20 protein-coding genes, 2 tRNA genes, 3 rRNA genes, 2 pseudogenes and 1 other annotated feature are annotated in these 26,421 nt (G+C 48.8%); of the genes and pseudogenes, 9 read left to right on the top strand and 18 right to left on the bottom strand.

All coding sequences use genetic code 11. From position 1 onward, the window contains the following. Positions 1-106: 106 nt before the first annotated feature. Positions 107-844: a DNA polymerase III subunit epsilon gene (dnaQ, locus tag BJJ97_RS21405; protein ID WP_039486522.1), complete on the bottom strand. Its 738-nt coding sequence runs from the start codon at positions 842-844 to the stop codon at positions 107-109. Here dnaQ and rnhA point away from each other — a divergent pair. Further along, positions 798-1,365: pseudogene (gene rnhA / locus BJJ97_RS21410) on the top strand (ribonuclease HI). The gene dnaQ and the pseudogene rnhA overlap by 47 nt on opposite strands. Before the next feature lie 19 nt (positions 1,366-1,384). Here the strand turns inward: rnhA and BJJ97_RS21415 are convergent. After that, a complete protein-coding gene (locus BJJ97_RS21415) occupies positions 1,385-2,095 on the bottom strand; it encodes a class I SAM-dependent methyltransferase (RefSeq protein WP_095995261.1) in 711 nt (236 codons plus the stop codon). Positions 2,096-2,138: 43 nt separating this feature from the next. Between BJJ97_RS21415 and gloB the strand changes: the two genes are divergently transcribed. Beyond that, positions 2,139-2,894: a hydroxyacylglutathione hydrolase gene (gene gloB / locus BJJ97_RS21420; protein ID WP_095995262.1), complete on the top strand. Its 756-nt coding sequence runs from the start codon at positions 2,139-2,141 to the stop codon at positions 2,892-2,894. Between the two features lie 70 nt (positions 2,895-2,964). Further along, positions 2,965-4,338, top strand: a complete 1,374-nt coding sequence (mltD, locus tag BJJ97_RS21425) for a murein transglycosylase D (protein ID WP_095995263.1) — start codon at positions 2,965-2,967, stop codon at positions 4,336-4,338. A 68-nt stretch (positions 4,339-4,406) separates the two neighbouring features. Here mltD and BJJ97_RS21430 read toward each other — a convergent pair whose 3' ends face one another. The 9 genes and pseudogenes from BJJ97_RS21430 to rluD form a co-directional block, all read right to left on the bottom strand. Continuing rightward, entirely contained in the window at positions 4,407-5,195 is a 789-nt protein-coding gene (locus tag BJJ97_RS21430; protein WP_095995264.1) for an endonuclease/exonuclease/phosphatase family protein, read from the bottom strand. A gap of 248 nt (positions 5,196-5,443) precedes the next feature. Then, positions 5,444-5,520, bottom strand: a tRNA-Asp gene (locus BJJ97_RS21435). A 52-nt stretch (positions 5,521-5,572) separates the two neighbouring features. Then, positions 5,573-5,688 (bottom strand): 5S ribosomal RNA (gene rrf, locus BJJ97_RS21440). Between the two features lie 120 nt (positions 5,689-5,808). Continuing rightward, positions 5,809-8,715: ribosomal RNA gene (locus tag BJJ97_RS21445) — 23S ribosomal RNA — on the bottom strand. Between the two features lie 232 nt (positions 8,716-8,947). Continuing rightward, positions 8,948-9,023, bottom strand: a tRNA-Glu gene (locus BJJ97_RS21450). Positions 9,024-9,163: 140 nt separating this feature from the next. Beyond that, positions 9,164-10,705 (bottom strand): 16S ribosomal RNA (locus tag BJJ97_RS21455). Together the 16S, 23S and 5S rRNA genes with 2 tRNA genes alongside form the textbook arrangement of a ribosomal RNA operon. 489 nt (positions 10,706-11,194) lie before the next feature. After that, a complete protein-coding gene (clpB, locus tag BJJ97_RS21465; protein WP_039488069.1) occupies positions 11,195-13,771 on the bottom strand; it encodes an ATP-dependent chaperone ClpB in 2,577 nt (858 codons plus the stop codon). A gap of 133 nt (positions 13,772-13,904) precedes the next feature. Then, positions 13,905-14,629 (bottom strand): annotated as a pseudogene (gene yfiH / locus BJJ97_RS21470) (purine nucleoside phosphorylase YfiH). A 43-nt stretch (positions 14,630-14,672) separates the two neighbouring features. Then, entirely contained in the window at positions 14,673-15,650 is a 978-nt protein-coding gene (gene rluD, locus BJJ97_RS21475; RefSeq protein ID WP_039488071.1) for a 23S rRNA pseudouridine(1911/1915/1917) synthase RluD, read from the bottom strand. Between the two features lie 134 nt (positions 15,651-15,784). Here rluD and bamD point away from each other — a divergent pair, with 134 nt between their 5' ends. The 3 genes from bamD (at position 15,785) to pheA (ending at position 18,688) form a co-directional block, all read left to right on the top strand. Continuing rightward, entirely contained in the window at positions 15,785-16,519 is a 735-nt protein-coding gene (gene bamD / locus BJJ97_RS21485) for an outer membrane protein assembly factor BamD (protein ID WP_039325274.1), read from the top strand. 320 nt (positions 16,520-16,839) lie between these two features. Further along, on the top strand, positions 16,840-17,178 hold the full coding sequence (raiA, locus tag BJJ97_RS21490) for a ribosome-associated translation inhibitor RaiA (RefSeq protein WP_095995265.1): 339 nt from the start codon (positions 16,840-16,842) through the stop codon (positions 17,176-17,178). 195 nt (positions 17,179-17,373) lie between these two features. Continuing rightward, positions 17,374-17,499, top strand: a sequence feature (Phe leader region). 28 nt (positions 17,500-17,527) lie between these two features. Further along, positions 17,528-18,688: a bifunctional chorismate mutase/prephenate dehydratase gene (gene pheA, locus BJJ97_RS21500; protein WP_095995267.1), complete on the top strand. Its 1,161-nt coding sequence runs from the start codon at positions 17,528-17,530 to the stop codon at positions 18,686-18,688. 64 nt (positions 18,689-18,752) lie between these two features. Here the strand turns inward: pheA and tyrA are convergent, their stop codons facing one another. Further along, on the bottom strand, positions 18,753-19,874 hold the full coding sequence (gene tyrA / locus BJJ97_RS21505) for a bifunctional chorismate mutase/prephenate dehydrogenase (RefSeq protein WP_095995268.1): 1,122 nt from the start codon (positions 19,872-19,874) through the stop codon (positions 18,753-18,755). Positions 19,875-19,880: 6 nt separating this feature from the next. Continuing rightward, positions 19,881-20,954 (bottom strand): 3-deoxy-7-phosphoheptulonate synthase, encoded by a 1,074-nt coding sequence (locus BJJ97_RS21510; protein WP_095700323.1) that lies wholly within the window; start codon positions 20,952-20,954, stop codon positions 19,881-19,883. A 249-nt stretch (positions 20,955-21,203) separates the two neighbouring features. On the opposite strand from BJJ97_RS21510, the gene btsR reads away from it, so the two are divergent. The 3 genes from btsR to BJJ97_RS21525 all read left to right on the top strand — a co-directional run bounded on the left by btsR (position 21,204) and on the right by BJJ97_RS21525 (position 23,515). Then, the gene (gene btsR / locus BJJ97_RS21515) at positions 21,204-21,920 is read left to right on the top strand and encodes a two-component system response regulator BtsR (RefSeq protein WP_010306189.1); all 717 of its coding nucleotides are present in this window, start codon (positions 21,204-21,206) and stop codon (positions 21,918-21,920) included. A gap of 82 nt (positions 21,921-22,002) precedes the next feature. Continuing rightward, complete coding sequence (locus tag BJJ97_RS21520; protein ID WP_405083396.1) at positions 22,003-22,314, top strand: DUF2799 domain-containing protein; 312 nt, start codon at positions 22,003-22,005, stop codon at positions 22,312-22,314. 262 nt (positions 22,315-22,576) lie between these two features. Then, entirely contained in the window at positions 22,577-23,515 is a 939-nt protein-coding gene (locus BJJ97_RS21525; RefSeq protein ID WP_095995269.1) for a class I SAM-dependent methyltransferase, read from the top strand. 216 nt (positions 23,516-23,731) lie between these two features. Here the strand turns inward: BJJ97_RS21525 and BJJ97_RS21530 are convergent, their stop codons facing one another. The 5 genes from BJJ97_RS21530 to rpsP form a co-directional block, all read right to left on the bottom strand. Beyond that, entirely contained in the window at positions 23,732-24,097 is a 366-nt protein-coding gene (locus BJJ97_RS21530) for a hypothetical protein (protein ID WP_095700325.1), read from the bottom strand. Between the two features lie 233 nt (positions 24,098-24,330). Next, positions 24,331-24,678 (bottom strand): 50S ribosomal protein L19, encoded by a 348-nt coding sequence (gene rplS, locus BJJ97_RS21535; protein WP_039483928.1) that lies wholly within the window; start codon positions 24,676-24,678, stop codon positions 24,331-24,333. Between the two features lie 62 nt (positions 24,679-24,740). Then, positions 24,741-25,496, bottom strand: a complete 756-nt coding sequence (trmD, locus tag BJJ97_RS21540; RefSeq protein WP_039483926.1) for a tRNA (guanosine(37)-N1)-methyltransferase TrmD — start codon at positions 25,494-25,496, stop codon at positions 24,741-24,743. Between the two features lie 38 nt (positions 25,497-25,534). Next, complete coding sequence (rimM, locus tag BJJ97_RS21545; RefSeq protein ID WP_039483924.1) at positions 25,535-26,083, bottom strand: ribosome maturation factor RimM; 549 nt, start codon at positions 26,081-26,083, stop codon at positions 25,535-25,537. Between the two features lie 18 nt (positions 26,084-26,101). Then, positions 26,102-26,350, bottom strand: a complete 249-nt coding sequence (gene rpsP / locus BJJ97_RS21550) for a 30S ribosomal protein S16 (RefSeq protein WP_010285998.1) — start codon at positions 26,348-26,350, stop codon at positions 26,102-26,104. Between the last annotated feature and the right edge of the window lie 71 nt (positions 26,351-26,421).

The following is a 26,421-nucleotide window of genomic DNA, read 5'->3' on the forward strand; positions in this document are numbered from 1 at the left end:
TAACCGTTTCTGTTTGCTTATAATTTCATCTTACTGATTATTCTCTCGCCCATCACGTAATCAGCCTATCCATTTTGCTACGCTAAGGGCGAATATTATGGCGGTGCTATTCTGCCCGCCACAGGCAACTACCGCCTTTTTTAGCAATTAAATCCAGACGTTGTTCATGCGCCAGCAGCTCTGTTTCATCAGCGTAAAGCACCTTTAACGCCGATTGAGGACGGACGATTCTCTGGATCGTTTCGGTATTATCGCTCTTCTGCTGCGCTTCACCTTCCATCGAAAAAGTCAGAGAAGTTTGACCGCCAGTCATCGCCAGATAAACTTCTGCCAAAATCTCGGCATCGAGCAATGCGCCGTGCAGCGTACGCTTGCTGTTATCTATCAGGTAGCGATCGCAGAGGGCATCCAAACTGTTACGCTTGCCGGGAAAGATCTTCCGCGCCATAAACAGGCTATCAGTGATCTTACAGAACGTCTCAGTCTTGGGTATATCCCGATTCAGCAAGCGGAATTCGTAATCCATAAAGCCGATGTCAAACGTCGCGTTATGAATGACTAATTCCGCGCCACGGATAAAATCGAGGAAGTCATCCACGACATCCGCATACGTCGGTTTATCAGCCAGAAACTCATCACTGATACCATGTATGTTATAGGCTTCTGGATCCACTAAACGATCGGGTTTGATATAGACATGAAAATGACGACCAGTCAGGCGCCGGTTAATCACTTCGACCGCACCGATCTCGATAATTTTATGCCCTTCGTAGTGAACCCCCAGCTTATTCATACCGGTGGTTTCTGTATCCAGGACGATTTGTCGCGTAATTTCAGTGCTCATCGTTTTCGTTTTATGTCAGACTTGCCGTTTTTACCATAAGGGAGAGTCTACCAGAGATGCGCAAACAGGTAGAAATTTTCACCGACGGATCTTGCCTCGGTAATCCCGGCCCCGGCGGCTATGGCGCCCTGCTACGCTACAAACAGCATGAAAAAGCGTTAAGCGCGGGCTATCGTCTTACGACGAACAACAGAATGGAGCTGATGGCTGCGATTGCAGCGCTTGAAACGCTGACTACCGCGTGCGATGTGGTGCTCTGCACTGACAGCCAATATGTTCGTCAGGGGATAACCAGCTGGATTCATAACTGGAAAAAGCGTGGTTGGAAAACTGCCGATAAAAAACCGGTCAAAAACGTCGATCTCTGGCAAAAGCTGGATGCCGCGATTCAACATCATTCTGTACGCTGGGAATGGGTAAAAGGACATGCCGGGCATCCGGAAAACGAGCGCTGTGATGAACTCGCGCGCGCAGCCGCAAGTGCACCAACGCTTGAAGACACCGGCTATCAGGCTGAGTAAATCACCGTAGGCCTTCGCCTCATCTCCGATATATCTTTGTTGCGCCCACCGTGCGGCGCACTGATGCTTTACGCAACCTCGCTCTCATTGGGGTAAATGTCAGTGGAATTGTGCGCTTTCGGGCAATAATCAGCGTCAGGCATCCCAGCATCGGGATATGTTTATTCAACTTCCCTTTGTTTATTCGCCATGGCGTAACGTGAAAATGGGTCTGATGGATAACCTCATAGTTCAATAGCCCCAGCCAGTCCGTAATACGCATTTGAGTAAACATACGGCTGCAATAAGGGTGTTTCTTATTGAGTTTGGGGATCAGTTTGCCAAGGCCAACCAGACTGATCGGATTAAACGTGCTCAATATTAGCCAACCATCGTCGATCAAGACGCGATCAACCTCCCGCAGAATACGATGAGGGTCCGATGAATAAGACAGCGTTTGAGCGAGCAGGCAAGCATCGATCGACTTTTCAGAGAAAGGTAATTGATGAGCATCTGCAATAACCTGAAGATTATCACCGTGTGGAGCAACATTAACCTGATGCGAAATCGCGCACTCTGTTATGTGGATTTCCGCGCTCAGCGCCCCTACCTTGATAAGATGAAAACCAAAGAGTTTTGGCCACCATGGCAGCAAGGCCTGTTCAAGCGACTCGCGATAAAATTGCCCACAGGTGATATCATCCCATGAATCAGGTGCAACAATGGTCTGAGGGATTTGTGCCGATTTCATCTTCTGTTCTCGTCCTCAGGCTACTAGCAAAAAGAGGTGATGAATGAATCTTATCAGTATCCCTGCACTTCAGGACAACTACATTTGGTTATTAAGCAATAAAGAAAACCGCTGTGTGATCGTCGATCCCGGTGAGGCAACTCCGGTGCTGAATACGCTCGATCAACACTCACTTTTCCCCGAAGCAATTTTGCTCACTCACCACCATAATGATCATGTCGGAGGCGTCAGTGAACTCCTCAAGCATTACCCCAATCTGCCTGTTTTTGGCCCAAAAGAAACCGCAAAGTGCGGCGCAACCTACCTGGTAGAGGAAGGAAATACCGTCTCTTTGTTAAATTCGGAATTTTCTGTAATTGAGGTACCAGGACACACATCTGGTCATATTGCTTACTACAGTGCGCCATTTTTGTTCTGTGGCGACACCCTATTTTCAGCGGGATGCGGTCGTATTTTTGAAGGCACACCGCGACAACTGCATGAATCAATTCAGAAAATAGCAAAGCTTCCTGATGATACGGTAGTGTGTTGCGCTCATGAATATACCCTCTCAAACTTAAAATTTTCTAATACTATTTGGCCTGAAGATCCAGAAATTGAATCTTATCTCCATAAAATCAGTCAGATACGAGAAAAATCACAGTCTAGTTTGCCTACATTGCTGGGTCTGGAGAGGAAAATTAACCTATTTCTTCGCTGCCATGAAATTGATTTAAAAAGGAAATTATCAAAAGAACCTGAAAATATAGAGAATTGGCAAGTTTTTGAGATGCTACGTAGCAAGAAAGACTGCTTTTGAAGGTTTAGGTTGTGCTATTCCTCTAACCAAAGTATCCTTGCTCGTCTTTTAAGCAACTATTGACCAACATATGAAGGCTAAAGCGATGATTATCGCCTCAGTCTTGCTGGCGGGTTGTCAGGTCTCACCACATGACACCTCGCAACCCAAACAGCATGCACAGAGTTTGTCTTCGGCAAGTCAAAGTGAAGCAGGAAAGTACACAGATGGTCGAGAGGCCTCTGCGCGATGGCTAGATGACGATAGCCTCACGCAGCGAGATCTGTGGAACTTCATTGGCGACGAGCTGAAGATGGAGGTTCCGGAAAACGCCCGGATCCGCGAACAAAAAATGCGTTATTTGAAGAATAAGAGCTATCTCCACGATGTAACATTACGGGCAGAGCCGTACATGTACTGGATAGTCGAGCAGATTAAGCAACGTAAAATGCCGATGGAACTGGTACTGCTACCCATAGTGGAGAGCGCTTTTGATCCAAGTGCCACATCATCCGCCAATGCCGCTGGGCTATGGCAGATTATCCCTGGCACAGGACGTAATTATGGTTTGAAACAGAACCAGTGGTACGACGGACGTCGCGATGTGATCGCGTCTACAACGGCTGCGTTGGATATGATGCAACGGCTTAACACAATGTTTGATGGCGACTGGTTATTGACCGTTGCTGCATATAACAGTGGTGAAGGCCGCGTCATGCAGGCGATGAAGGCGAATAAAGCGAAAGGGAAATCAACCAGCTTCTGGGCACTGGCGTTACCGCGTGAAACGTCAATCTATGTCCCCAAAATGCTGGCCTTGAGCGATATTCTTAAAAACAGCAAGAAGTATGGCGTAAGTCTACCGCAGCCCAATGAAAGCCGCGCATTAGCAAAGGTTGAACTGGGTCAGCAGATAGAATTAACACAAGCGGCTGAGATGGCTGGACTGTCGTTGAATAAGCTGAAGAGCTATAACTCGGGCTATAAACGTAATGTTACCGCTCCAAATGGGCCACATTACATCATGGTTCCTAAAGCTCACGTTGAGCAGTTGAAAGATTCACTGGCTGATGGTGACATCGCAGCGATTCAACCGACACGCTTAGCGGAAACACAGCCAACGCCAGCATCACAGCAGTATAAGGTGCGCTCAGGTGATACCTTATCAGCCATCGCGGCACGGCTTAATGTCAGCACGAAAGATTTGCAGAGTTGGAACAATCTGCGTAGCGCTGGTGCGCTCAAGGTTGGTCAAACATTGCAAGTTGCCAAAGCGTCAGGCAATAGCAGCTCTATCACCTATCAAGTTCGGAAGGGTGATTCGCTGGCAAGCATTGCTAAACGCCACGGCGTAAATATTGCTGATGTGATGCGCTGGAATACGGTTATCAACAAGAATGCCAACATCCAGCCAGGCGATCGTCTGACGCTTTATGTTAGCAGCAACATAAAACCTGATTCTTAACGTCATATCAGAATCAGTAATGAGAAACAGCCCTCCTACAGATGTAGAGGGCTGTTTTTTTATAGCGATTAACTCAGGCTAAATTCAACGAGTAGTGGGTTATGGTCTGAGGCCTGAGTCACCAATACAGAAGACTGGTTAACGGTCAGCTCACGGTAAAAGACGAAATCGAGCGGTCGACCAAACGCCTTACGCCGTTGGTCATCAACGAAATGTACCTCCTGCAACCCCATCCTTACCGCAAACCGATTAAGTGCGTTGATACGCTGCTGGCTCCATGCATTGAAATCTCCAGCCATGATAGCTGGCCCCTGATGATGTACGAGTTGTTCTCCAATCGCAGCCAGCTGCTTGGTATAAACCTCAACACCAAAACTAAAGTTAACCGCATGGATATTGATAACCATCAGCCTCTGGCCATTCTGAAGCGCATAGACCGTTACCAAAGAGGACTTAGCCAAACGCAGTAAAGGCTCCCTTTCACGTAAAGGGCAACAGTATACTGGCTGGGCTGCTGATAGCGTCATTACACCGGATGGATGTTGCGGGAGGATAATGGCGGGGACCTGATCGGCTGAGAGATAGTTGGTGGTTGCAAAACGGATGAGCTCTGGCGTACTTTGCGCTTCCTGCAACAGGACTAGCTGGGTACCTTTACCGAAATTTTGCAACACGGAAAGCCAGTTCATTCGTTGCTGCTTAAAAATATTCCACACCATTACGCGTAAAACATCCCCCTCCAGCAACAATGAGCCTGTCGGTAGCACTTGCCCCGGATAATGCATTTCCCCGGGAGGAAAGATACGTTCAGCTGGTTGGCCAGCAACATACCTCATTGCATAGGTTCTTTTCCGCACGCCTAATCCACTATCAGTTTCAATACTCTAAATACCCTATCAAAAAAGAGCACTCTTTTGTTATAAGAATTTTATCGCAGACTTGCAATGTACGCTCGGCGATAGGATAGGATAGGAAAAAAATGAAATGATCGGCAAAAACAAAGAAGAAGAGAAGGAAGAGGAAGAGACGGATTCATCTAAAAAATTCTAATATTCAAATATGCAAAAAGCCCTAAGCGTTAGCTTAGGGCTTTTTGCATAATAAGTGGCGGAACGGACGGGGCTCGAACCCGCGACCCCCTGCGTGACAGGCAGGTATTCTAACCAACTGAACTACCGCTCCACCGAATTTCTCTACAACCACCAGATCGCTCCGGCTTACTGCTTAATTTGATGCCTGGCAGTTCCCTACTCTCACATGGGGAAGCCCCACACTACCATCGGCGCTACGGCGTTTCACTTCTGAGTTCGGCATGGGGTCAGGTGGGACCACCGCGCTATCGCCGCCAGGCAAATTCTGTTTCATTCCAACCGTTATACGTTGCTTACGCGCTCGCACAACCATCAGAACCAATCTTTGAACAAGCTGAGTATTGTTTTTTGAGTCGTCTCAAAACACCTTCGGTGTTGTAAGGTTAAGCCTCTCGGGTCATTAGTACTGGTTAGCTCAACGTATCGCTACGCTTACACACCCAGCCTATCTACGTCGTCGTCTTCAACGGCCCTTCAGGGGCATCTAGTGCCCAGGGAAGACTCATCTCGAGGCAAGTTTCCCGCTTAGATGCTTTCAGCGGTTATCTCTTCCGCACTTAGCTACCGGGCAATGCAATTGGCATCACAACCCGAACACCAGTGGTGCGTTCACTCCGGTCCTCTCGTACTAGGAGCAACCCCTCTCAATCTTCCAACGCCCACGGCAGATAGGGACCGAACTGTCTCACGACGTTCTAAACCCAGCTCGCGTACCACTTTAAATGGCGAACAGCCATACCCTTGGGACCTACTTCAGCCCCAGGATGTGATGAGCCGACATCGAGGTGCCAAACACCGCCGTCGATATGAACTCTTGGGCGGTATCAGCCTGTTATCCCCGGAGTACCTTTTATCCGTTGAGCGATGGCCCTTCCATTCAGAACCACCGGATCACTAAGACCTGCTTTCGCACCTGCTCGAGCTGTCACTCTCGCAGTCAAGCTAGCTTATGCCTTTGCACTAACCTCCTGATGTCCGACCAGGATTAGCTAACCTTCGTGCTCCTCCGTTACGCTTTGGGAGGAGACCGCCCCAGTCAAACTACCCACCAGACACTGTCCGCAACCCGGATCACGGGCCCACGTTAGAACATCAAACATTAAAGGGTGGTATTTCAAGGTTGGCTCCACGCAGACTGGCGTCCACGCTTCAAAGCCTCCCACCTATCCTACACATCAAGGCTCAAGGTTCAGTGTCAAGCTATAGTAAAGGTTCACGGGGTCTTTCCGTCTTGCCGCGGGTACACTGCATCTTCACAGCGAGTTCAATTTCACTGAGTCTCGGGTGGAGACAGCCTGGCCATCATTACGCCATTCGTGCAGGTCGGAACTTACCCGACAAGGAATTTCGCTACCTTAGGACCGTTATAGTTACGGCCGCCGTTTACCGGGGCTTCGATCAAGAGCTTCGCCTTGCGGCTGACCCCATCAATTAACCTTCCGGCACCGGGCAGGCGTCACACCGTATACGTCCACTTTCGTGTTTGCACAGTGCTGTGTTTTTATTAAACAGTTGCAGCCAGCTGGTATCTTCGACTGATTTCAGCTCCGTGAGCAAGTCACTTCACCTACCATCAGCGTGCCTTCTCCCGAAGTTACGGCACCATTTTGCCTAGTTCCTTCACCCGAGTTCTCTCAAGCGCCTGAGTATTCTCTACCTGACCACCTGTGTCGGTTTGGGGTACGATTTGATGTTACCTGGAGCTTAGAGGCTTTTCCTGGAAGCGTAGCATTGGTTACTTCATCACCGTAGTGACTCGTCATCACGCCTCAGTGTTAATGACGACCCGGATTTACCAAAGTCATCCACCTTCACGCTTAAACCGGGACAACCGTCGCCCGGATAACCTAGCTTTCTCCGTCCCCCCTTCGCAGTAACACCGAGTACAGGAATATTAACCTGTTTCCCATCGACTACGCTTTTCAGCCTCGCCTTAGGGGTCGACTCACCCTGCCCCGATTAACGTTGGACAGGAACCCTTGGTCTTCCGGCGTGCGGGTTTTTCACCCGCATTATCGTTACTTATGTCAGCATTCGCACTTCTGATACCTCCAGCAGCCCTCACAGGCCACCTTCGACGGCTTACAGAACGCTCCCCTACCCAACAACACCTAAGTGTCGCTGCCGCAGCTTCGGTGCATGGTTTAGCCCCGTTACATCTTCCGCGCAGGCCGACTCGACCAGTGAGCTATTACGCTTTCTTTAAATGATGGCTGCTTCTAAGCCAACATCCTGGCTGTCTGTGCCTTCCCACATCGTTTCCCACTTAACCATGACTTTGGGACCTTAGCTGGCGGTCTGGGTTGTTTCCCTCTTCACGACGAACGTTAGCACCCGCCGTGTGTCTCCCGTGATAACATTCTTCGGTATTCGTAGTTTGCATCGGGTTGGTAAGTCGGGATGACCCCCTAGCCGAAACAGTGCTCTACCCCGAAGATGAATTCACGAGGCGCTACCTAAATAGCTTTCGGGAGAACCAGCTATCTCCCGGTTTGATTGGCCTTTCACCCCCAGCCACAAGTCATCCGCTAATTTTTCAACATTAGTCGGTTCGGTCCTCCAGTTAGTGTTACCCAACCTTCAACCTGCCCATGGCTAGATCACCGGGTTTCGGGTCTATACCCTGCAACTTAACGCCCAGTTAAGACTCGGTTTCCCTACGGCTCCCCTATACGGTTAACCTTGCTACAGAATATAAGTCGCTGACCCATTATACAAAAGGTACGCAGTCACCCTGATTAATCAAGGCTCCCACTGCTTGTACGTACACGGTTTCAGGTTCTATTTCACTCCCCTCGCCGGGGTTCTTTTCGCCTTTCCCTCACGGTACTGGTTCACTATCGGTCAGTCAGGAGTATTTAGCCTTGGAGGATGGTCCCCCATATTCAGACAGGATGTCACGTGTCCCGCCCTACTCATCGAACTCACAATCTGTGCATTTTTGTGTACGGGACTATCACCCTTTACTGTGCGACTTTCCAGACGCTTCCACTAACACACAAACTGATTCAGGTTCTGGGCTCCTCCCCGTTCGCTCGCCGCTACTAGGGGAATCTCGGTTGATTTCTTTTCCTCGGGGTACTGAGATGTTTCAGTTCCCCCGGTTCGCCTCATTACGCTATGTATTCACATAATGATAGTGTGTCGAAACACACTGGGTTTCCCCATTCGGGTATCGTCGGGTATAACGCTTCATATCAGCTTACCGACGCTTATCGCAGATTAGCACGCCCTTCATCGCCTCTGACTGCCTAGGCATCCACCGTGTACGCTTAGTCGCTTAACCTCACAACCCGAAGGTGTCTTTGATAAATCAAAGTCACTGTCGTGCTGCGATTATTTGAGAGACTCATTGACACACTGATACACCATTCATACCCGCAGGTATCAATGCATGTTCAGCTGTCATGTTTCAATTTTCAGCTTGTTCCAGATTGTTAAAGAGCAATATCGTAAACATGACTCCGAAGAATCATCTTTAAGATATTCGTGATAATGTCTTTCACTCATTATCGGATTGGCGTCCCCAAGGGGATTCGAACCCCTGTTACAGCCGTGAAAGGGCAGTGTCCTAGGCCTCTAGACGATGGGGACACGAAAAATCCGTACCGGATCATAAACCCGGCACTTTCGCGTCAGCATGAGTCTACACTCATGACATCAACAGGTGCGCTTGCTCAGTATTTTCATCAGACAATCTGTGTGAGCACTTCACTTAACACACATCTTTTTGGTAAGGAGGTGATCCAACCGCAGGTTCCCCTACGGTTACCTTGTTACGACTTCACCCCAGTCATGAATCACAAAGTGGTAAGCGCCCTCCCGAAGGTTAAGCTACCTACTTCTTTTGCAACCCACTCCCATGGTGTGACGGGCGGTGTGTACAAGGCCCGGGAACGTATTCACCGTAGCATTCTGATCTACGATTACTAGCGATTCCGACTTCATGGAGTCGAGTTGCAGACTCCAATCCGGACTACGACGTACTTTATGAGGTCCGCTTACTCTCGCGAGGTCGCTTCTCTTTGTATACGCCATTGTAGCACGTGTGTAGCCCTACTCGTAAGGGCCATGATGACTTGACGTCATCCCCACCTTCCTCCGGTTTATCACCGGCAGTCTCCTTTGAGTTCCCGACCGAATCGCTGGCAACAAAGGATAAGGGTTGCGCTCGTTGCGGGACTTAACCCAACATTTCACAACACGAGCTGACGACAGCCATGCAGCACCTGTCTCACAGTTCCCGAAGGCACTAAGGTATCTCTACCGAATTCTGTGGATGTCAAGAGTAGGTAAGGTTCTTCGCGTTGCATCGAATTAAACCACATGCTCCACCGCTTGTGCGGGCCCCCGTCAATTCATTTGAGTTTTAACCTTGCGGCCGTACTCCCCAGGCGGTCGACTTAACGCGTTAGCTCCGGAAGCCACGCCTCAAGGGCACAACCTCCAAGTCGACATCGTTTACAGCGTGGACTACCAGGGTATCTAATCCTGTTTGCTCCCCACGCTTTCGCACCTGAGCGTCAGTCTTTGTCCAGGGGGCCGCCTTCGCCACCGGTATTCCTCCAGATCTCTACGCATTTCACCGCTACACCTGGAATTCTACCCCCCTCTACAAGACTCTAGCCTGTCAGTTTTGAATGCAGTTCCCAGGTTAAGCCCGGGGATTTCACATCCAACTTAACAGACCGCCTGCGTGCGCTTTACGCCCAGTCATTCCGATTAACGCTTGCACCCTCCGTATTACCGCGGCTGCTGGCACGGAGTTAGCCGGTGCTTCTTCTGCGGGTAACGTCAATCGACAAGGTTATTAACCTTATCGCCTTCCTCCCCGCTGAAAGTGCTTTACAACCCGAAGGCCTTCTTCACACACGCGGCATGGCTGCATCAGGCTTGCGCCCATTGTGCAATATTCCCCACTGCTGCCTCCCGTAGGAGTCTGGACCGTGTCTCAGTTCCAGTGTGGCTGGTCATCCTCTCAGACCAGCTAGGGATCGTCGCCTAGGTGAGCCATTACCTCACCTACTAGCTAATCCCATCTGGGCACATCTGATGGCGAGAGGCCCGAAGGTCCCCCTCTTTGCTCTTGCGAGGTTATGCGGTATTAGCTACCGTTTCCAGTAGTTATCCCCCTCCATCAGGCAGTTTCCCAGACATTACTCACCCGTCCGCCGCTCGTCACCCAGAGAGCAAGCTCTCCTGTGCTACCGCTCGACTTGCATGTGTTAGGCCTGCCGCCAGCGTTCAATCTGAGCCATGATCAAACTCTTCAATTTAAGATTTGTTTGATTTGCTTCTACTCGAGAAGCGATGCTCAAAGAATTAGTAACTGTTCATTCGTAATGAATTTTACTGTTGTTCACTCTTCAAGACTTTTTATATCGTTAAGATACGGTCTTGTGAGTGCCCACACAGATTGTCTGATTATATTGTTAAAGAGCAGTGCCACTTCATCGGTGGCGCGGGCTGCATATACTATGCTTTTCCGCTGTGAAGTCAAGTCATTACTGACTGCTTCGTTGAATCTTTTTGCTGTCACCACAACCGCGTGTCGCTGTTGCCGTGTCAGTGGATGCGCATTATAGGGACTTCTCGCACGCTGACAAGCGCTAAATGCAAATTATTTCCCAACCGTTCAAAAACAAGACAACAAACAGCACTTGGAACACTTAATATACAAAAAATGGATATAACCTGAGCTTAATATGTAAAAACGGGGCATCCATAAACGAATGCCCCGTTGCCCGCTTACCATTTCACTCACATTATTCTTGTCGTGCGACTATCTGTTCGCCTTCAACATCTAATGTGATCGGTTTACCAGGTATCAATTTCCCCCCTAGCATCTGCTGAGCGAGTGGGTTTTCTATCAATTGCTGTATCGCTCTTTTAAGCGGACGCGCACCATAGACAGGATCAAACCCGACTTCCCCGAGCATATCTAAAGCTGCATCCGCGATCGTGACACTATATCCACGCTCTTCAAGACGCTTATACAGTCTCTGGAGCTGAATTTGTGCGATCGACGTAATATGCGCCCTTCCCAGTGGGTGGAATACCACGACTTCATCGATACGGTTAATAAACTCAGGACGGAAGCTGTGGCTAACGACATCCAGCACCATATCCCTCATTTCGGTATAGCTGCGCTCACCAAAACGTTCCTGAATAAGGTCAGATCCCAAATTGGACGTCATGATGACCACCGTATTACGGAAGTCGACCGTTCTGCCCTGCCCATCAGTAAGGCGGCCATCATCTAATACCTGAAGTAGGATATTGAATACATCAGGGTGTGCCTTTTCGATCTCATCCAGCAAAATGACCGAATAAGGACGACGACGCACTGCTTCCGTTAAATAGCCCCCTTCTTCGTAACCGACATATCCGGGAGGCGCACCGACCAAACGTGAAACCGAGTGTTTCTCCATAAACTCAGACATATCGATACGCACCATGGCGTCGTCACTGTCGAAGAGGAAAGTCGCCAGCGTTTTGCAGAGTTCCGTTTTCCCAACGCCCGTTGGCCCAAGGAACAGGAACGAGCCAATAGGACGATTCGGGTCAGATAGCCCAGCCCGACTACGACGGATAGAATTCGCTACCGCTTCAACGGCTTCGTTCTGCCCAATCACACGCTGATGCAGTTCATCTTCCATGCGTAATAATTTTTCTTTCTCGCTTTCCAACATGCGAGAAACAGGAATCCCAGTCCAACGCGCCAGCACATCAGCAATTTCAACATCCGTTACTCGATTACGCAGCAAATGCATCGTTTTCCCTTCCTGCTGCGTTGCTGCTGCCAGTTGTTTCTCCAGTTCAGGGATTTTGCCGTATTGCAGCTCAGACATTATTCCCAGATCGCCCTGACGGCGAGCCTGTTCCAGCGCAATTTTTGCCTGCTCTAAAGACGCTTTAATATTCTGCGTTCCCGTGAGTGATGCTTTTTCTGCTTTCCACTCTTCTTCTTGTTGGGAATATTCACGCTCTTTTTGGTCAAGTTCCGCACTCAGCAATTCAAGCCGCTTTTGGCTGGCTTCATCAGATTCTTTTTTCAGCGCCTGTTGCTCCAGCTTTAACTGGATGATTCGGCGTTCCAGCCGATCAAGCGGCTCTGGTTTCGAATCAATCTGAATACGAATACTGGATGCCGCCTCATCAATCAGGTCAATCGCTTTATCCGGCAACTGACGATCCGCGATATAACGATGAGATAACATGGCCGCTGCAACAATCGCCGGGTCAGTAATTTGTACATGATGGTGCAATTCATAGCGCTCTTTCAGCCCGCGCAGAATCGCAATCGTGTCTTCAACGGTCGGTTCAGCGACAAACACTTTCTGGAAACGACGCTCAAGGGCCGCGTCTTTTTCAATATATTGCCGATACTCATTGAGCGTTGTTGCCCCAACGCAATGCAACTCACCACGAGCCAGCGCGGGTTTTAGCATATTGCCGGCATCCATCGCGCCATCGGCTTTACCTGCCCCCACCATCGTATGGAGTTCATCAATAAACAGAATGACGTTGCCTTCCTGCTTAGACAGATCGTTGAGCACACCTTTCAAACGTTCTTCAAACTCACCACGATATTTCGCCCCCGCCACCAGCGCGCCCATATCCAGTGAAAGTACTCGCTTGTTTTTCAGGCCTTCAGGCACTTCACCATTAACGATACGCTGGGCTAACCCTTCCACTATCGCGGTTTTACCCACGCCGGGCTCACCAATTAATACTGGGTTATTTTTGGTTCGACGCTGTAGGACCTGAATAGTACGGCGAATTTCTTCATCACGTCCGATCACCGGATCGAGCTTGCCTTGCTCCGCTCGCTCCGTGAGGTCAATAGTGAATTTTTTTAATGCCTGGCGCTGATCTTCAGCCCCTTGATCGTTCACTTGCTCCCCTCCTCTCACTTGATCGATAGCATTTGTTACACCTTGCTGCGTAACACCCGCCTTTTTCAAAATATCCCCCAGCGTGCCACGAGACTCCAGCGCAGCAAGCGCGAAAAGCTCCGAAGAGATAAAGGTATCGCCACGCTTTTGCGCCAGCTTGTCGCACATATTCAATACGCGGACTAACTCGTTCGAGGGTTGAACATCACCATCAGTGCCTTCAACCTGAGGCAAACGCGCGATTGCCTGGTCGATTTCGGTTTTCAGGTGATTAAGATTGGCTCCGGCAACAGTCAGAAGTGGACCAACAGTTCCACCATCCTGATGAAGCAAGGCGCTCATCAAGTGAAGTGGTTCAATAAACTGGTGATCGCGCCCAAGGGCAAGAGACTGGGCATCAGCAAGAGCAAGTTGGAATTTGTTGGTAAGACGATCCAGACGCATAACACCTCCCATACACTGGTCAAAATTGCTACTGGAGATTAAATGAGGTCATCCCTCAAAAATTTCAAGGTTATTTTGCCAGTCGTGACAGGATTTAAATGTTACTTGTCTTGGATCGTCTTAATTCAATAGGTTATATCAGCCAGATTAAACTTGCCATACGGCCAGTCACGCCATCACGCCGATAAGAGAAAAATTTGTGAGGCTCGCTCACAGTACAGGCATTTCCACCAAAAATTTGCGTTACCCCTGCGGCACGTAAACGCAGACGTGCCAGTTGGTAGATATCGGCAAAAAATTTGTTTCCTTCAGGCCGAAATGCAGAGGCCGCCGCCGCATCATGCTGAATAAATGCGTCCCTAACCTCAGGGCCGACCTCAAAGGCATCAGGCCCGATAGCGGGTCCCAACCACGCCATAATTTGCGCGGGTGGCGCACGGAAACAGGCTAACGTTTCTTCCAATACCCCGAGTGCAATCCCCGCCAACCAGCATGCGCGGCAGCGACTTCGTCACCGTTGATTGCACAAAAAAGCACGGGCAAACAGTCAGCCGTCATCACCGCACAGACTTTTCCTTTCTTATCTGTATAAGTGGCATCACCGCAAACAGACGTTGGGGACACCTCACCAATACGAATCACATCGGTGCCATGAACCTGTTCTAGCCAATGCGGCATAGTAGGAAGACCAGCCAGCTCCACCAGCGTTTGCCGATTTTCGGTAACGTGCGCAGGCTCATCGCCCACATGATTCCCCACATTTAGCGAATCATAAGGTGCACGACTACACCCGCCAATACGCGTCGTACTACAAGATTTCACACTTTCTGGCAAAGGCCAGTCGGGGTATATCAGCATAGTCCGTCACCTCTATAAATCGGCACTTATCGTATTGAATACATTACCAGTCGAGCTGATCCTTAAACGCTTCGGTATCAGCTTTCAGTGCTTCAATCAGATCGACCATATCCTGTGGTAATTCCGCATGCCATTCCATGTGAATGCCAGTAATAGGATGGTAGAAACGCAACATGGTGGCATGCAGCGCTTGACGATCGAACCCACGCAGCATCTCAATAAAATCCTCCGAAGCGCCTTTTGGCGGGCGAGGACGACCACCGTATAGCTGATCGCCAACCAGAGGATGATTAATATGTGCCATATGCACACGAATCTGATGGGTGCGCCCCGTCTCCAGACGCAACCGCAAACGGGTATGCGCTCGGAAATGTTCCATAATGCGATAATGTGTCACGGCAGGCTTACCCATTGGGTGCACGGCCATATGAGTACGCTTGGTTGAGTGACGAGCGATAGGCTGCTCGACCATGCCACCCGCAGTCATCGAACCAATCGCAACGGCTTCATATTCACGAGTAATTTCACGCGCTTGTAGCGCCTCAACTAAACGCGTCTGTGCGGGTACGGTTTTCGCGACCACCATAAGCCCTGTCGTATCTTTATCGAGTCGGTGCACAATCCCGGCACGGGGCACATCGGCAATCTCAGGGTAATGATGTAACAAGGCATTCAATACCGTGCCATCTGGGTTACCCGCACCGGGGTGAACCACCAGATCTCTGGGTTTATTGATGACCAGGATATCCTGATCTTCGTACACGATATCCAGTTTGATATCCTGTGCTTCCCAGCGTGCTTCTTCTTCAATCAATGCATCAATGGCTACCGATTCGCCGCCAAGTACTTTCTCTTTTGGCTTATTGATGACATTGCCGTTAATCTGTACTCGATTCTCAAGAATCCACTCTTTTATGCGGGATCGTGAATAATCAGGGAACAATTCGGCCAAAGCCTGATCTAAACGTTGTCCGAGTTGAGATTCGGCCACCGTTGCGGTGAGTTGTACTTGTTGTGCCATATTATGCAGCTTCTTCGTTAACGTTGGGTTTTGACGGCGACGCCGTTTAAAATAATGTACTATTGTAGCTGGTCTAAATCGGGAGCTTAACGGACAGCCTCCCGGAATAACATTCTGAGGATAATCAAAACGTCATGACGCGTATGAAATATCTGGTGGCTGCCGCCACGTTGAGCCTGGCGCTGGCTGGTTGCTCCAGCAATTCCAAAGATGCGGTTCCTGATAGTCCGCCATCTGAAATCTATGCCAATGCTCAACAAAAACTGCAGGACGGCAACTTTAAAGCAGCCATCACGCAGTTGGAAGCACTGGATAACCGGTATCCCTTTGGCCCCTACTCGCAGCAAGTACAGTTGGATTTGATCTACGCTTATTACAAATCCGCCGAGCTGCCATTGGCCCAAGCTTCTATTGACCGCTTCCTGCGACTCAACCCGACCCATCCAAACGTGGATTATGTCCTGTACATGCGCGGCCTGACCGACATGGCGCTGGATGATAGTGCGTTACAAGGCTTCTTCGGCGTTGATCGTTCCGATCGCGATCCGCAGTATGCCCGTACCGCATTTCGGGATTTCAGCAAGCTCATTCAGGGATATCCGAACAGCCAATACGCCACCGACGCAAACAAGCGTTTGGTTTACCTCAAAGAGCGTCTGGCCAAGTATGAACTTTCTGTCGCGCAATACTACACGAAACGCGGCGCTTATGTGGCAGTAGTTAATCGCGTTGAGCAAATGCTGCGTGATTACCCAGATACCCAGGCAACAAAAAATGCCCTGCCGTTGATGGAAAATGCTTATCGCGAACTGCAACTGGCCGCACAGGCGGACAAAGTCGCAAAAGTCATCGCGGCGAACCCAGCATAAACGACAAGTGACACACAGTAATAAGACGGCAGCTTCGGTTGCCGTTTTTTATGGTTCGATCGGTTGGCTATGCATAGATGAGCAGAAAAAACAGGTTGGCGGGAGTCAACAACAGTGCGGTAGCGTCAATACATCCTATCAATAATGGCACAGGCCAGATGCCCCCTCAAGTACTTCCCTCCTATTCCCAATGATGCTTCACAAATCGCATTTTCTTGACAAAAAGTGACGAAAAAAAGCGATCAACATCACGCTTTTTGTCACAACTCACTGTATGCTGAAATTATCCAAGACGGACATAGGCAGAGAGGTAAGTTTATATGACTATTAATATTACCAGTAAGCAAATGGATATCACCCCCGCAATTCGTCAACATGTCGAAGACCGTCTTTCTAAGCTGGATAAGTGGCAAACCCAGCTGATTAACCCGCATATTATTTTGTCAAAAGAACCACAGGGTTTTGTAGCAGATGCCACTATCAGTACGCCAAACGGCCCGCTGGTTGCCAGCGCCAAACATGACGATATGTATTCCGCCATCAACGAGCTAATTGCCAAGTTGGAACGCCAGTTGGACAAACTCCAACATAAAGGTGAAGCCAGACGTGCGGTAGCGGGCGTCAAAGAAGCCAATCTACAGCCGACGCAAGAAGAGTAACTCGCCCTCTTTACCTCAATATAACGCGCCTGAGGGCGCGTTTTTGCATTCCAGGCGTCGTAATCCACGTCCTAAAAGATCCAAGGCGATACCTCGTTTAACATTGCGCTCGGCGATTTTGTATTGACAGGATGAAAAGCCAACAGTTACCTTACCTACTCAGAATCTAGATATCTTCATGACTAACCGAGTAAACATGATAAATAAACTGTTCTTCTTCGTATTCTTTTTCACCTTCCCCTGATTTGGGAGGCGATTCGTCGTAAGAGCAAGAATACGAAGACGAACAAAAAAGCCTCCTGACCAGGAGGCTTTTTTTATATAAGAACATAAGACAGGTAACAGCATCATGACAGACAACCCATTACTGGCACTGCGAGAACGCATCAGCGCATTGGATCTGCAATTAATTGAATTGTTGGCACAAAGACGAGAACTCGCGCTGGACGTTGCCCGCAGCAAATTGCATTCGCATCGCCCAATTCGTGACAAAGAGCGTGAGCGTGATTTACTGGACAAACTGACCGCCGCTGGGAAAAAGCATCATCTTGATGGTCACTACATTACCCGCTTATTTCAGCTCATCATTGAAGATTCGGTACTGACGCAGCAAGCACTCTTGCAGCATCACCTCAACCAAACAACGTCACACTCTGCACGTATTGCGTTTCTCGGTCCGAAAGGATCTTATTCCCATCTCGCCGCTCGCCAATATGCCGCACGGCACTTCGAGCAGTTTGTTGAGTGTGGTTGCCTGAAATTTCAAGATATCTTCAACATGGTGGAAACAGGGCAAGCGGACTATGCTGTTCTGCCGATTGAAAACACCAGCTCCGGCTCGATCAATGACGTCTACGATCTGCTGCAACACACGGCTTTATCCATCGTCGGCGAATTAACCAATCCGATCAATCACTGCGTTTTAGTTGCCACCGATACGTCATTGGAACAGATCGAAACAGTTTACAGCCACCCACAACCGTTCCAGCAGTGCAGCCATTTCATTAACCGCTTTCCACACTGGAAGATTGAATATTGTGAGAGCACGGCCGCGGCGATGGAAAAAGTAGCCGCACTCAACTCACCGAAGGCAGCAGCACTCGGCAGCGAAGCCGGTGGTCAGCTTTATCAGCTACAGATGCTGGAACACGATCTGGCAAATCAGTCACAAAACATTACTCGCTTTATTGTATTAGCACGCAAGCCAATTGACGTGACGGAACAAGTGCCGGCAAAAACCACGCTAATTATGGCAACCGGCCAACAGTCAGGTGCGCTGGTAGAAGCGCTGTTGGTATTGCGTGATAACGGCATTGTAATGACCAAGCTGGAATCCAGACCGATCAACGGTAATCCGTGGGAAGAGATGTTCTATCTGGACGTACAGGCCAACCTGCGCAGCGATGCCATGCAGAAAGCGCTAAAAGGATTATCCCCCATCACCCGCTCGTTAAAAGTGTTGGGCTGCTACCCGAGTGAAAACGTCGTACCCGTCGAGGTTAACGAATAATTGAAAAAGCCATCCTGGTATTCCCGGGATGGCTTCTTAAACACAACCAAGATAGCGAACGTACTTATTGACGAATATCGTTTGCCTGACGCAAAAGCACCCGGCTCTCCGCCTGAAAGCGTTTGGCATAGTCGCCAAACCAGTGTTCGACTTTCTTAAAGCGGTTAATAAATTCGGCTTTATCCGTTTGCTCCAGTAACTCAATCGCTTCGCCAAAACGTTGGTAGTAACGCTTAATCAACGCCAGATTATCCGCTGAAGACATAATAATGTCGGCATAAAGCTGCGGATCCTGCGCAAACAGCCGTCCAACCATGATCAATTCCAGACGATAGATTGGCGATGACAGCGCTAATAGCTGTTCAAGCTGCACGTTCTCTTCCGCTAAATGCAGACCATAGGCGAATGTCGCAAAGTGACGCAGCGCCTGAATGAACATCATGTTCTGATCGTGTTCGACTGCACTGATACGATGCAGGCGCGCGCCCCACACCTGAATCTGTTCCAGTAACCACTGGTAAGCTTCCGGCTGCCGACCGTCACAATAGACGACAACCTGCTTGGCAAGGCTACCGCTGTCTGGCCCAAACATAGGGTGTAACCCAAGTACCGGGCCACTATGCACCGCCAGCATCGCCTGAAGCGGGCCATTTTTTACTGATGCCAAATCAACCAAAATACAGTCATCAGGTAAAACAGGCAGACGGGCAATAACCTGTTCAGTCACGTGAATCGGCACGCTAACAATCACCATACCGGCATCAGACAGCAGTTCATCAGCACGCGGCCAATCATCTTGCTCCAGGATCCTCACCTGATAGCCCGACAGCGTCAGCATTTTCTCAAACAGGTTGCCCATTTGACCGCGGCCACCGATGATAACGACCGGGCGCAACTGCGGGCACAGCGTTTTAAAGCCTTTGTCGTTTTCACTGGTATAGGATTCGCGCATGGTGCGCCGCAGGATATCCTCAATGAGATCCGGCGGAACCCCCATCGACTCCGCTTCTTTACGACGTGAGCTGAGCATGGCCGCTTCACGATCGGGCGCATAAATGGGCAAACCATAGCGGCTTTTCACTTCACCCACTTCTGCCACCAAACGCAACCGACGTGATAACAGCGCGACAAGCTCCTTATCAACCTCATCTATCTGATCACGCAATACGGTCAGTTCAGCTACCATCTTTTGTTACTCTCCTGAATGTTTCACACGTGCAGCGCTCAGATCTTGATGAACGGAACGCAGCAACGTCTCTGTACTTTCCCAACTGATACAGGCATCCGTGACCGATACACCGTAGCGCATATCTGAACGCGGCTGTTCTGAAGACTGGCTCCCCTCGTTAAGGTGGCTTTCCAGCATCAAACCTATAATGGAACGATTTCCCGCCTTGATTTGTTCAATCGCAGATTCAACAACAAGTGGCTGACGGCGGTAGTCTTTATTCGAATTACCGTGACTACAATCTATCATCAGCGCAGGTCTCAGTCCCGCTTCCTGCATCTGTTTTTCACATTCAGCGACATCTTGCGCACTGTAGTTTGGTTTTTTACCGCCGCGCAGAATCACATGACCATCAATGTTCCCTTGCGTTTGCAGCAGACAAACTTGCCCAGTTTGGTTGATACCCACAAAGCGATGTGGCATCGCGGCGGCTCTCATCGCGTTGATCGCCGTTCCCAGACTACCATCCGTACCGTTTTTGAACCCGACAGGCATCGACAGGCCGGAAGCCATCTCACGGTGCGTTTGTGATTCTGTCGTACGTGCACCGATAGCCGACCAGCTGAACAAATCACCCAAGTATTGCGGGCTGTTTGGATCAAGCGCTTCGGTCGCCAATGGCAGACCCATATTGACCAGTTCCAGCAGCAACCCACGCGCGATGTGCAGCCCTGCTTCCACATCAAATGAACCATCCATGAACGGATCGTTGATGAGCCCTTTCCAGCCCACGGTGGTACGCGGTTTTTCAAAATAAACACGCATGACAATGTAGAGGCGATCGTTTAATTCAGCAGCAAGCGACTGCAGGCGGCGCGCGTATTCCAACGCAGCATCCGTGTCATGAATCGAGCAAGGCCCGCAGACGATCAGCAACCGATCGTCACGCCCATGAATGATATCCGCAATGGTTGCTCTCGCTTGCGCAATATCGCGCTGCTCTGCGTCGTTAAGCGGAAACTTGGCTTTCAATTCATCGGGTGTAATTAAAACCTGCTCTGCACTGATATTAATATTGTTAAGTGAATCTTTTTGCATGATCCCATTCCTGAAGAGTTCGGTATGTTCGCGATCGCCTGTAAAGACTACTGTCTGTACAACCTGCCTACGCGTGATGTTTACACCATAACACGAACCGTAAAGATTTCAATCCACTTAGTGTAAATAAAAAATTACCACCCTAAATATTGCCAGAAAAATGATATCTGCCAGCCCTATCACTTCCCGATACAACCATGCTAATCCCTGCCGTGAATAATGGTAGAATCACGCCAACAAGGGGGAAGGATGCTGAAAGCCATAATCATCGATGACGAACAGCTGGCACGTGAAGAGCTCAGCCTGCTGCTGGAAAATGAGTCTGATATCACCATCATTGCACAATGCAGCAATGCGCTGGAGGCGATACCGGCTATCCATCGGCTGCAACCGGATGTGATTTTTCTGGATATACAAATGCCAAAGGTCAGCGGATTAGAGCTGGTCGCCATGTTAGATCCAGAAAATATGCCTTATGTCGTCTTCGTGACAGCCTATGATGAGTACGCGGTGAGGGCATTTGAAGAGCATGCTTTTGACTATTTACTCAAACCACTGGACGCACAGCGGCTAAGCAAAACGCTAAATCGTTTACGTCGCGGAGTCAGTGTAAATAAAAACGTACAGATAATTTCAGAGCCCTTGCTTCGCCATATTCCCTGTAACGGACACAACCGTATTTTTTTGCTCAAGATTGAGGAAGTCGAGTATCTTTGTTCAGAACTCAGCGGCGTACACGTCGTGGGTGTCAGCCAGTCTGGCTATACCCAACTTTCATTGAAAACGCTGGAAGAGAAAACGCCTTTCGTCCGTTGCCATCGCCAATACATGGTTAATACGGAACAGCTGAAAGAAATCCAGTTAATGGAGAACGGCGCAGCAGAAGTATTGACGCATACGGGAAAACACATCCCCGTCAGTCGCCGCTACCTCAAATTACTGAAAGAAAAATTGGGCATCGCCTGATGCGATGCTTCTTCAGGCCGATGGCCGAAACATTGAAGGTTTGATGATGAAATACAGTTATGTCTTGGCTGTAATTCTTTTAATGACAGCATGCCAAAGCAACGTCCCGTCGCTCCCCGCTAAAAGTGAGTCAGGCTTCTGGTACGAAACAGGTTATCAGGATGCAATCTCTGGCATGGTCGTAAAGGACGATAGCACTTTGCAGGAATGGTTTGGTACTCCCCAAGTTGACCGTGAAACCTACCTGCGTGGCTATCAGGCCGGACAGTCGGCTTTTTGCGGTACAGATAACATGGAAGAATGGGGAAAAGCAGGGAAAAACTTTCCCGCCAGCTGCGACGGCGTAGAGAATGCGGAGATACTGCGAGCTCGCTGGCAACAGAGTCTGCCTTAACACTTTCTCAAAGATAAAACGATGAGCCATACTCACCAGCAATTTAGCTGGCAAAACGCTATCGTTCATCGCATCTGGTAACAATTCCACTCACTTTTGTACTCACACAGAAATACGTCAGACATACCTCCCTCTATTATCGCTCACACTAAATAATCACATTCAGTTATTAACAACCTGATACTGAGATACCGAAGAATCATATCCCACTGATAGCTAAATCTATTATTCCTGATAGCGATTGATATTATGGAGTGCTCATATGTCCGGTTCAAACAAGCCTCATAACCCGTCTCTAAATAGCAGCTCAAGACTCTTATCACACGCTACCTCATCACAGGAAAGCCATGATGAACGAGTCGCTGCGGTAAAGAACAACATTATCGAATCCGGCGACCATCCCGGCATTGCCGTAGAGGAACAACTCGCGATTCTAGAGGCGTTCTCTCACCTTGAGCTAGGCAAGTTTTTACTAAAACATCACGGGTTAAATGCGTACTGGACGCATAATGTGATAACACATCAGCCAGCTCACTATGTTAATCCACTCGAAGAAATCATCTATACACAGTTACCCAGCGTTTTGGCAACACGTGAACGATTTGGTATTTTCCAACGCCTGCTTCAAGAGCTCTTGCGCCCCGACGCCATTATGGTATCGGTCCCTTGTGGCGTCATGGCCGATTTACTGCTGTTGGACTATACGCGACATCGAGATGTGAAATTAATCGGGATCGATCTGGATAAACAGGCGCTGGAAGAAGCGTATAAACTTGCAAGTCAGCAAGGGCTGGAAAATAAGATATCGTTGGTACTTGCTGATGCCTGGACAATTGATTTGGCAGCACAAGCAGATGTGATTACCAGCAACGGGCTCAACGTCTATGAACAAGATGATGACAAAGTTACTGAGCTTTACCGCGTGTTCTACTCAGGTCTGAAACCTGGAGGTACGCTGATAACCAGCTTTATGACACCGCCACCGACTCTGTCGCAAGATTCCCCATGGATAAATACCGATCCGAAATTGCTGGCCCTCCAATCTGTACTTTTCTCACGCATTATCGGGGCAACATGGACAGCGTTTCGTACCCACAAACAAACACAGTTGCAGCTAGAGCAGGCAGGATTTACAGATATTCAATTTATTAACGACCATATGCACATGTACCCAACAGTCATCGCGAATAAACCGTTCTGAACAGGATAAAAGCGGTATCAACACGATATTTTGATCGCCGTAACCGATCAATATTGAAAAATTGATCTGTATAAACGTTTATAAAATAACCATGTCTAATGTCATCATGGTACTGAAATTCAAACAATAATGATGGCACCAGGGAAAACCAAGCCCACCAAGATGGTGGGCTTTTTACTGCCATAATAGTGCTTTGATGTCGTTCAGAGAGGAGAACTACCATTCAAGGGACTGTTTACTCGCCTTAAGGTTTTCTTTGTACATCATATAAATGTTACTGTAATTGCACATGTCAAAACCGCTTTCACAGTAATCCTCGATGACCTTATCCATTATTTTTCTATCTTTAGCTTTAGAGGCGAGCTTAAAGGCGTTGAGGTTTTCCTTCTCCATCATACGCAACATACTTTCCTGACACATATCAAGACCACTCTCGCAGTAATCCTTCTTCACCGTATCTTTTATAAACTCGATAACTTCATTTTTTTGAGCTTCGGAGTTATCAAAATCCATAGGATGGATAAAATCAGCTTCCGCCATAAACGAGGAAAAAAAGAGAGGAATAAATAATAGTTTGCGCATGTAGATCAGATCTTCCTTTAATTTTTAATAATATAGATGAGCAATGTTACATCCAGAAATATCCTATCACTAGAAAACTTGCAGGTCACTTTCAACGGCTTTTACAGATGAATTTTTTCATTAGGCGAAGCATTTCTCTGCAAGGGCCGCCACTATCATGCATAAAAAAAGGGCTTAGCCTTTGGCTAAACCCCTTATCAATAACAACTTTCGGATGTTGCGAAAGCGCTATCTTAGTTAAGACGCTCTTTGATACGAGCAGACTTACCAGTACGCTCACGCAGGTAGTACAGTTTGGCTTTACGCACGGCACCACGACGTTTAACAGTAATGCTGTCAATAACCGGAGAGTGAGTCTGGAATACACGCTCCACGCCTTCGCCGTTAGAAATTTTGCGAACAGTGAATGCAGAATGCAGACCGCGGTTACGAATAGCGATAACCACGCCCTCGAATGCCTGCAGACGTTTTTTGCTACCTTCAACAACCCATACCTTCACTTCTACGGAATCACCCGGACGAAATGCAGGTACGTCCTGCTTCATTTGTTCGTCTTCGATTTGCTTAATAATGTTGCTCATAATATGTCTCTTACCCTAGGTAAACTGATAGTTGGGTTCGCGCGGTAAACCGGCGTAACCACCTAATACTCTTGTTGCTCAGACTGATATTCACGTTGGAATTCAGCCAGCAACCTTGTTTGCTCGTCAGTCAGAGCTAGGCTTTTCAGAAGTTCAGGTCTTCTAAGCCAGGTTCGGCCCAGCGACTGCTTCAATCGCCAGCGACGTATTTCCGCATGGTTGCCAGACAGTAACACTGCCGGAACGTCCATGCCTTCCAGTATTTCAGGGCGAGTGAAATGAGGACAGTCCAGCAATCCATCGGCAAAAGAATCTTCTTCTGCTGAAGCCTGATGTCCCAGAACGCCCGGTATAAAGCGGGCAACGGAGTCAATCAGGGTCATCGCTGGCAGTTCCCCACCGCTGAGTACGTAATCGCCGATCGACCATTCTTCATCGATTTCGGTTTTAATTACGCGCTCATCAATCCCTTCGTACCGTCCACAGACCAGAATCATTTTCTGGTTCGTAGCGAGTTGATGTACGCCTTGCTGATCTAATTTACGGCCCTGAGGTGATAAATAAATCACTTTCGCGCCTTCGCCTGCCGCTGCTTTTGCTGCGTGGATCGCATCCCGTAAAGGTTGCACCATCATCAACATTCCGGGGCCGCCGCCGTAAGGCCGATCGTCCACGGTGCGATGCCGATCGTAAGTGAAATCACGAGGACTCCAATACTGTACGTTCAGCAGGCCATTTTTAACTGCCCGGCCAGTGACTCCGTAATCAGTAATCGCACGGAACATCTCTGGAAACAGGCTAATCACCCCAATCCACATAGTCTCGTTCCGCTGGATACTACTGGTTGATTCAGAGTTCAAAAACCAGGATCCCAATCTACTTCAACAGTTTGAGCAGAAAGGTCGACGCGCTTAACAACCTGTTCGGTGAGGAACGGAACCAGCCGTTCCTTGACTCCGAAGGCATCTTTCAGGTTGGCCTTTATTACCATCACATCGTTCGAGCCGGTTTCCATCATGTCGATGATTTTACCTAACTCATAACCGGCTACGGTCACGACCTGACAGCCAATAAGATCCTTCCAGTAATAATCACCTTCGCCCAGATCGGGCAGTTGTGACGAATCTACGACAATTTCACAATTGGTCAGTAAATTAGCCGCATCACGATCATCAGCACCTTTCACTTTGATGATTAGGTCCTGATTGTGATACTTCCAGCCTTCAATCTCGACAAGCTGCCAACCGCTTTTACTCTGGATGAACCAAGGTTGATAATCAAAAATGCTCTCGGCATCTTCGGTGGATGAAAACACTCTGAGCCAACCTCGGATGCCATATGCCGATCCTATCTTCCCCATCACAATCGGGTTAACGGGAGGTTTTGGGCTGAGTTGATTGCTCATTATCACCACCGCAACAGGTTATGCTGCTTTTTTAGCGTCTTTGATCAGCGAAGATACGCGATCAGACACAGTTGCACCCAGACCAAGCCAATGCTCGATACGGTCCAGATCCAGACGCAGGGCTTCTGCTTGACCAGATGCGATTGGGTTGAAGAAACCTACGCGCTCGATGAAACGACCATCACGCGCATTGCGGCTATCGGTCACGACTACTTGATAGAAGGGGCGTTTTTTAGCGCCGCCACGTGCCAAACGAATTGTTACCATAACATCCTCTTTAGTGAATAAAACAACTGGGCCCCATCGAGGAACGGAGCCCAGTATGTCATATAAAAAGC

The organism is Pectobacterium polaris (assembly GCF_002307355.1).
In the GTDB taxonomy this organism is placed as follows: domain Bacteria; phylum Pseudomonadota; class Gammaproteobacteria; order Enterobacterales; family Enterobacteriaceae; genus Pectobacterium; species Pectobacterium polare.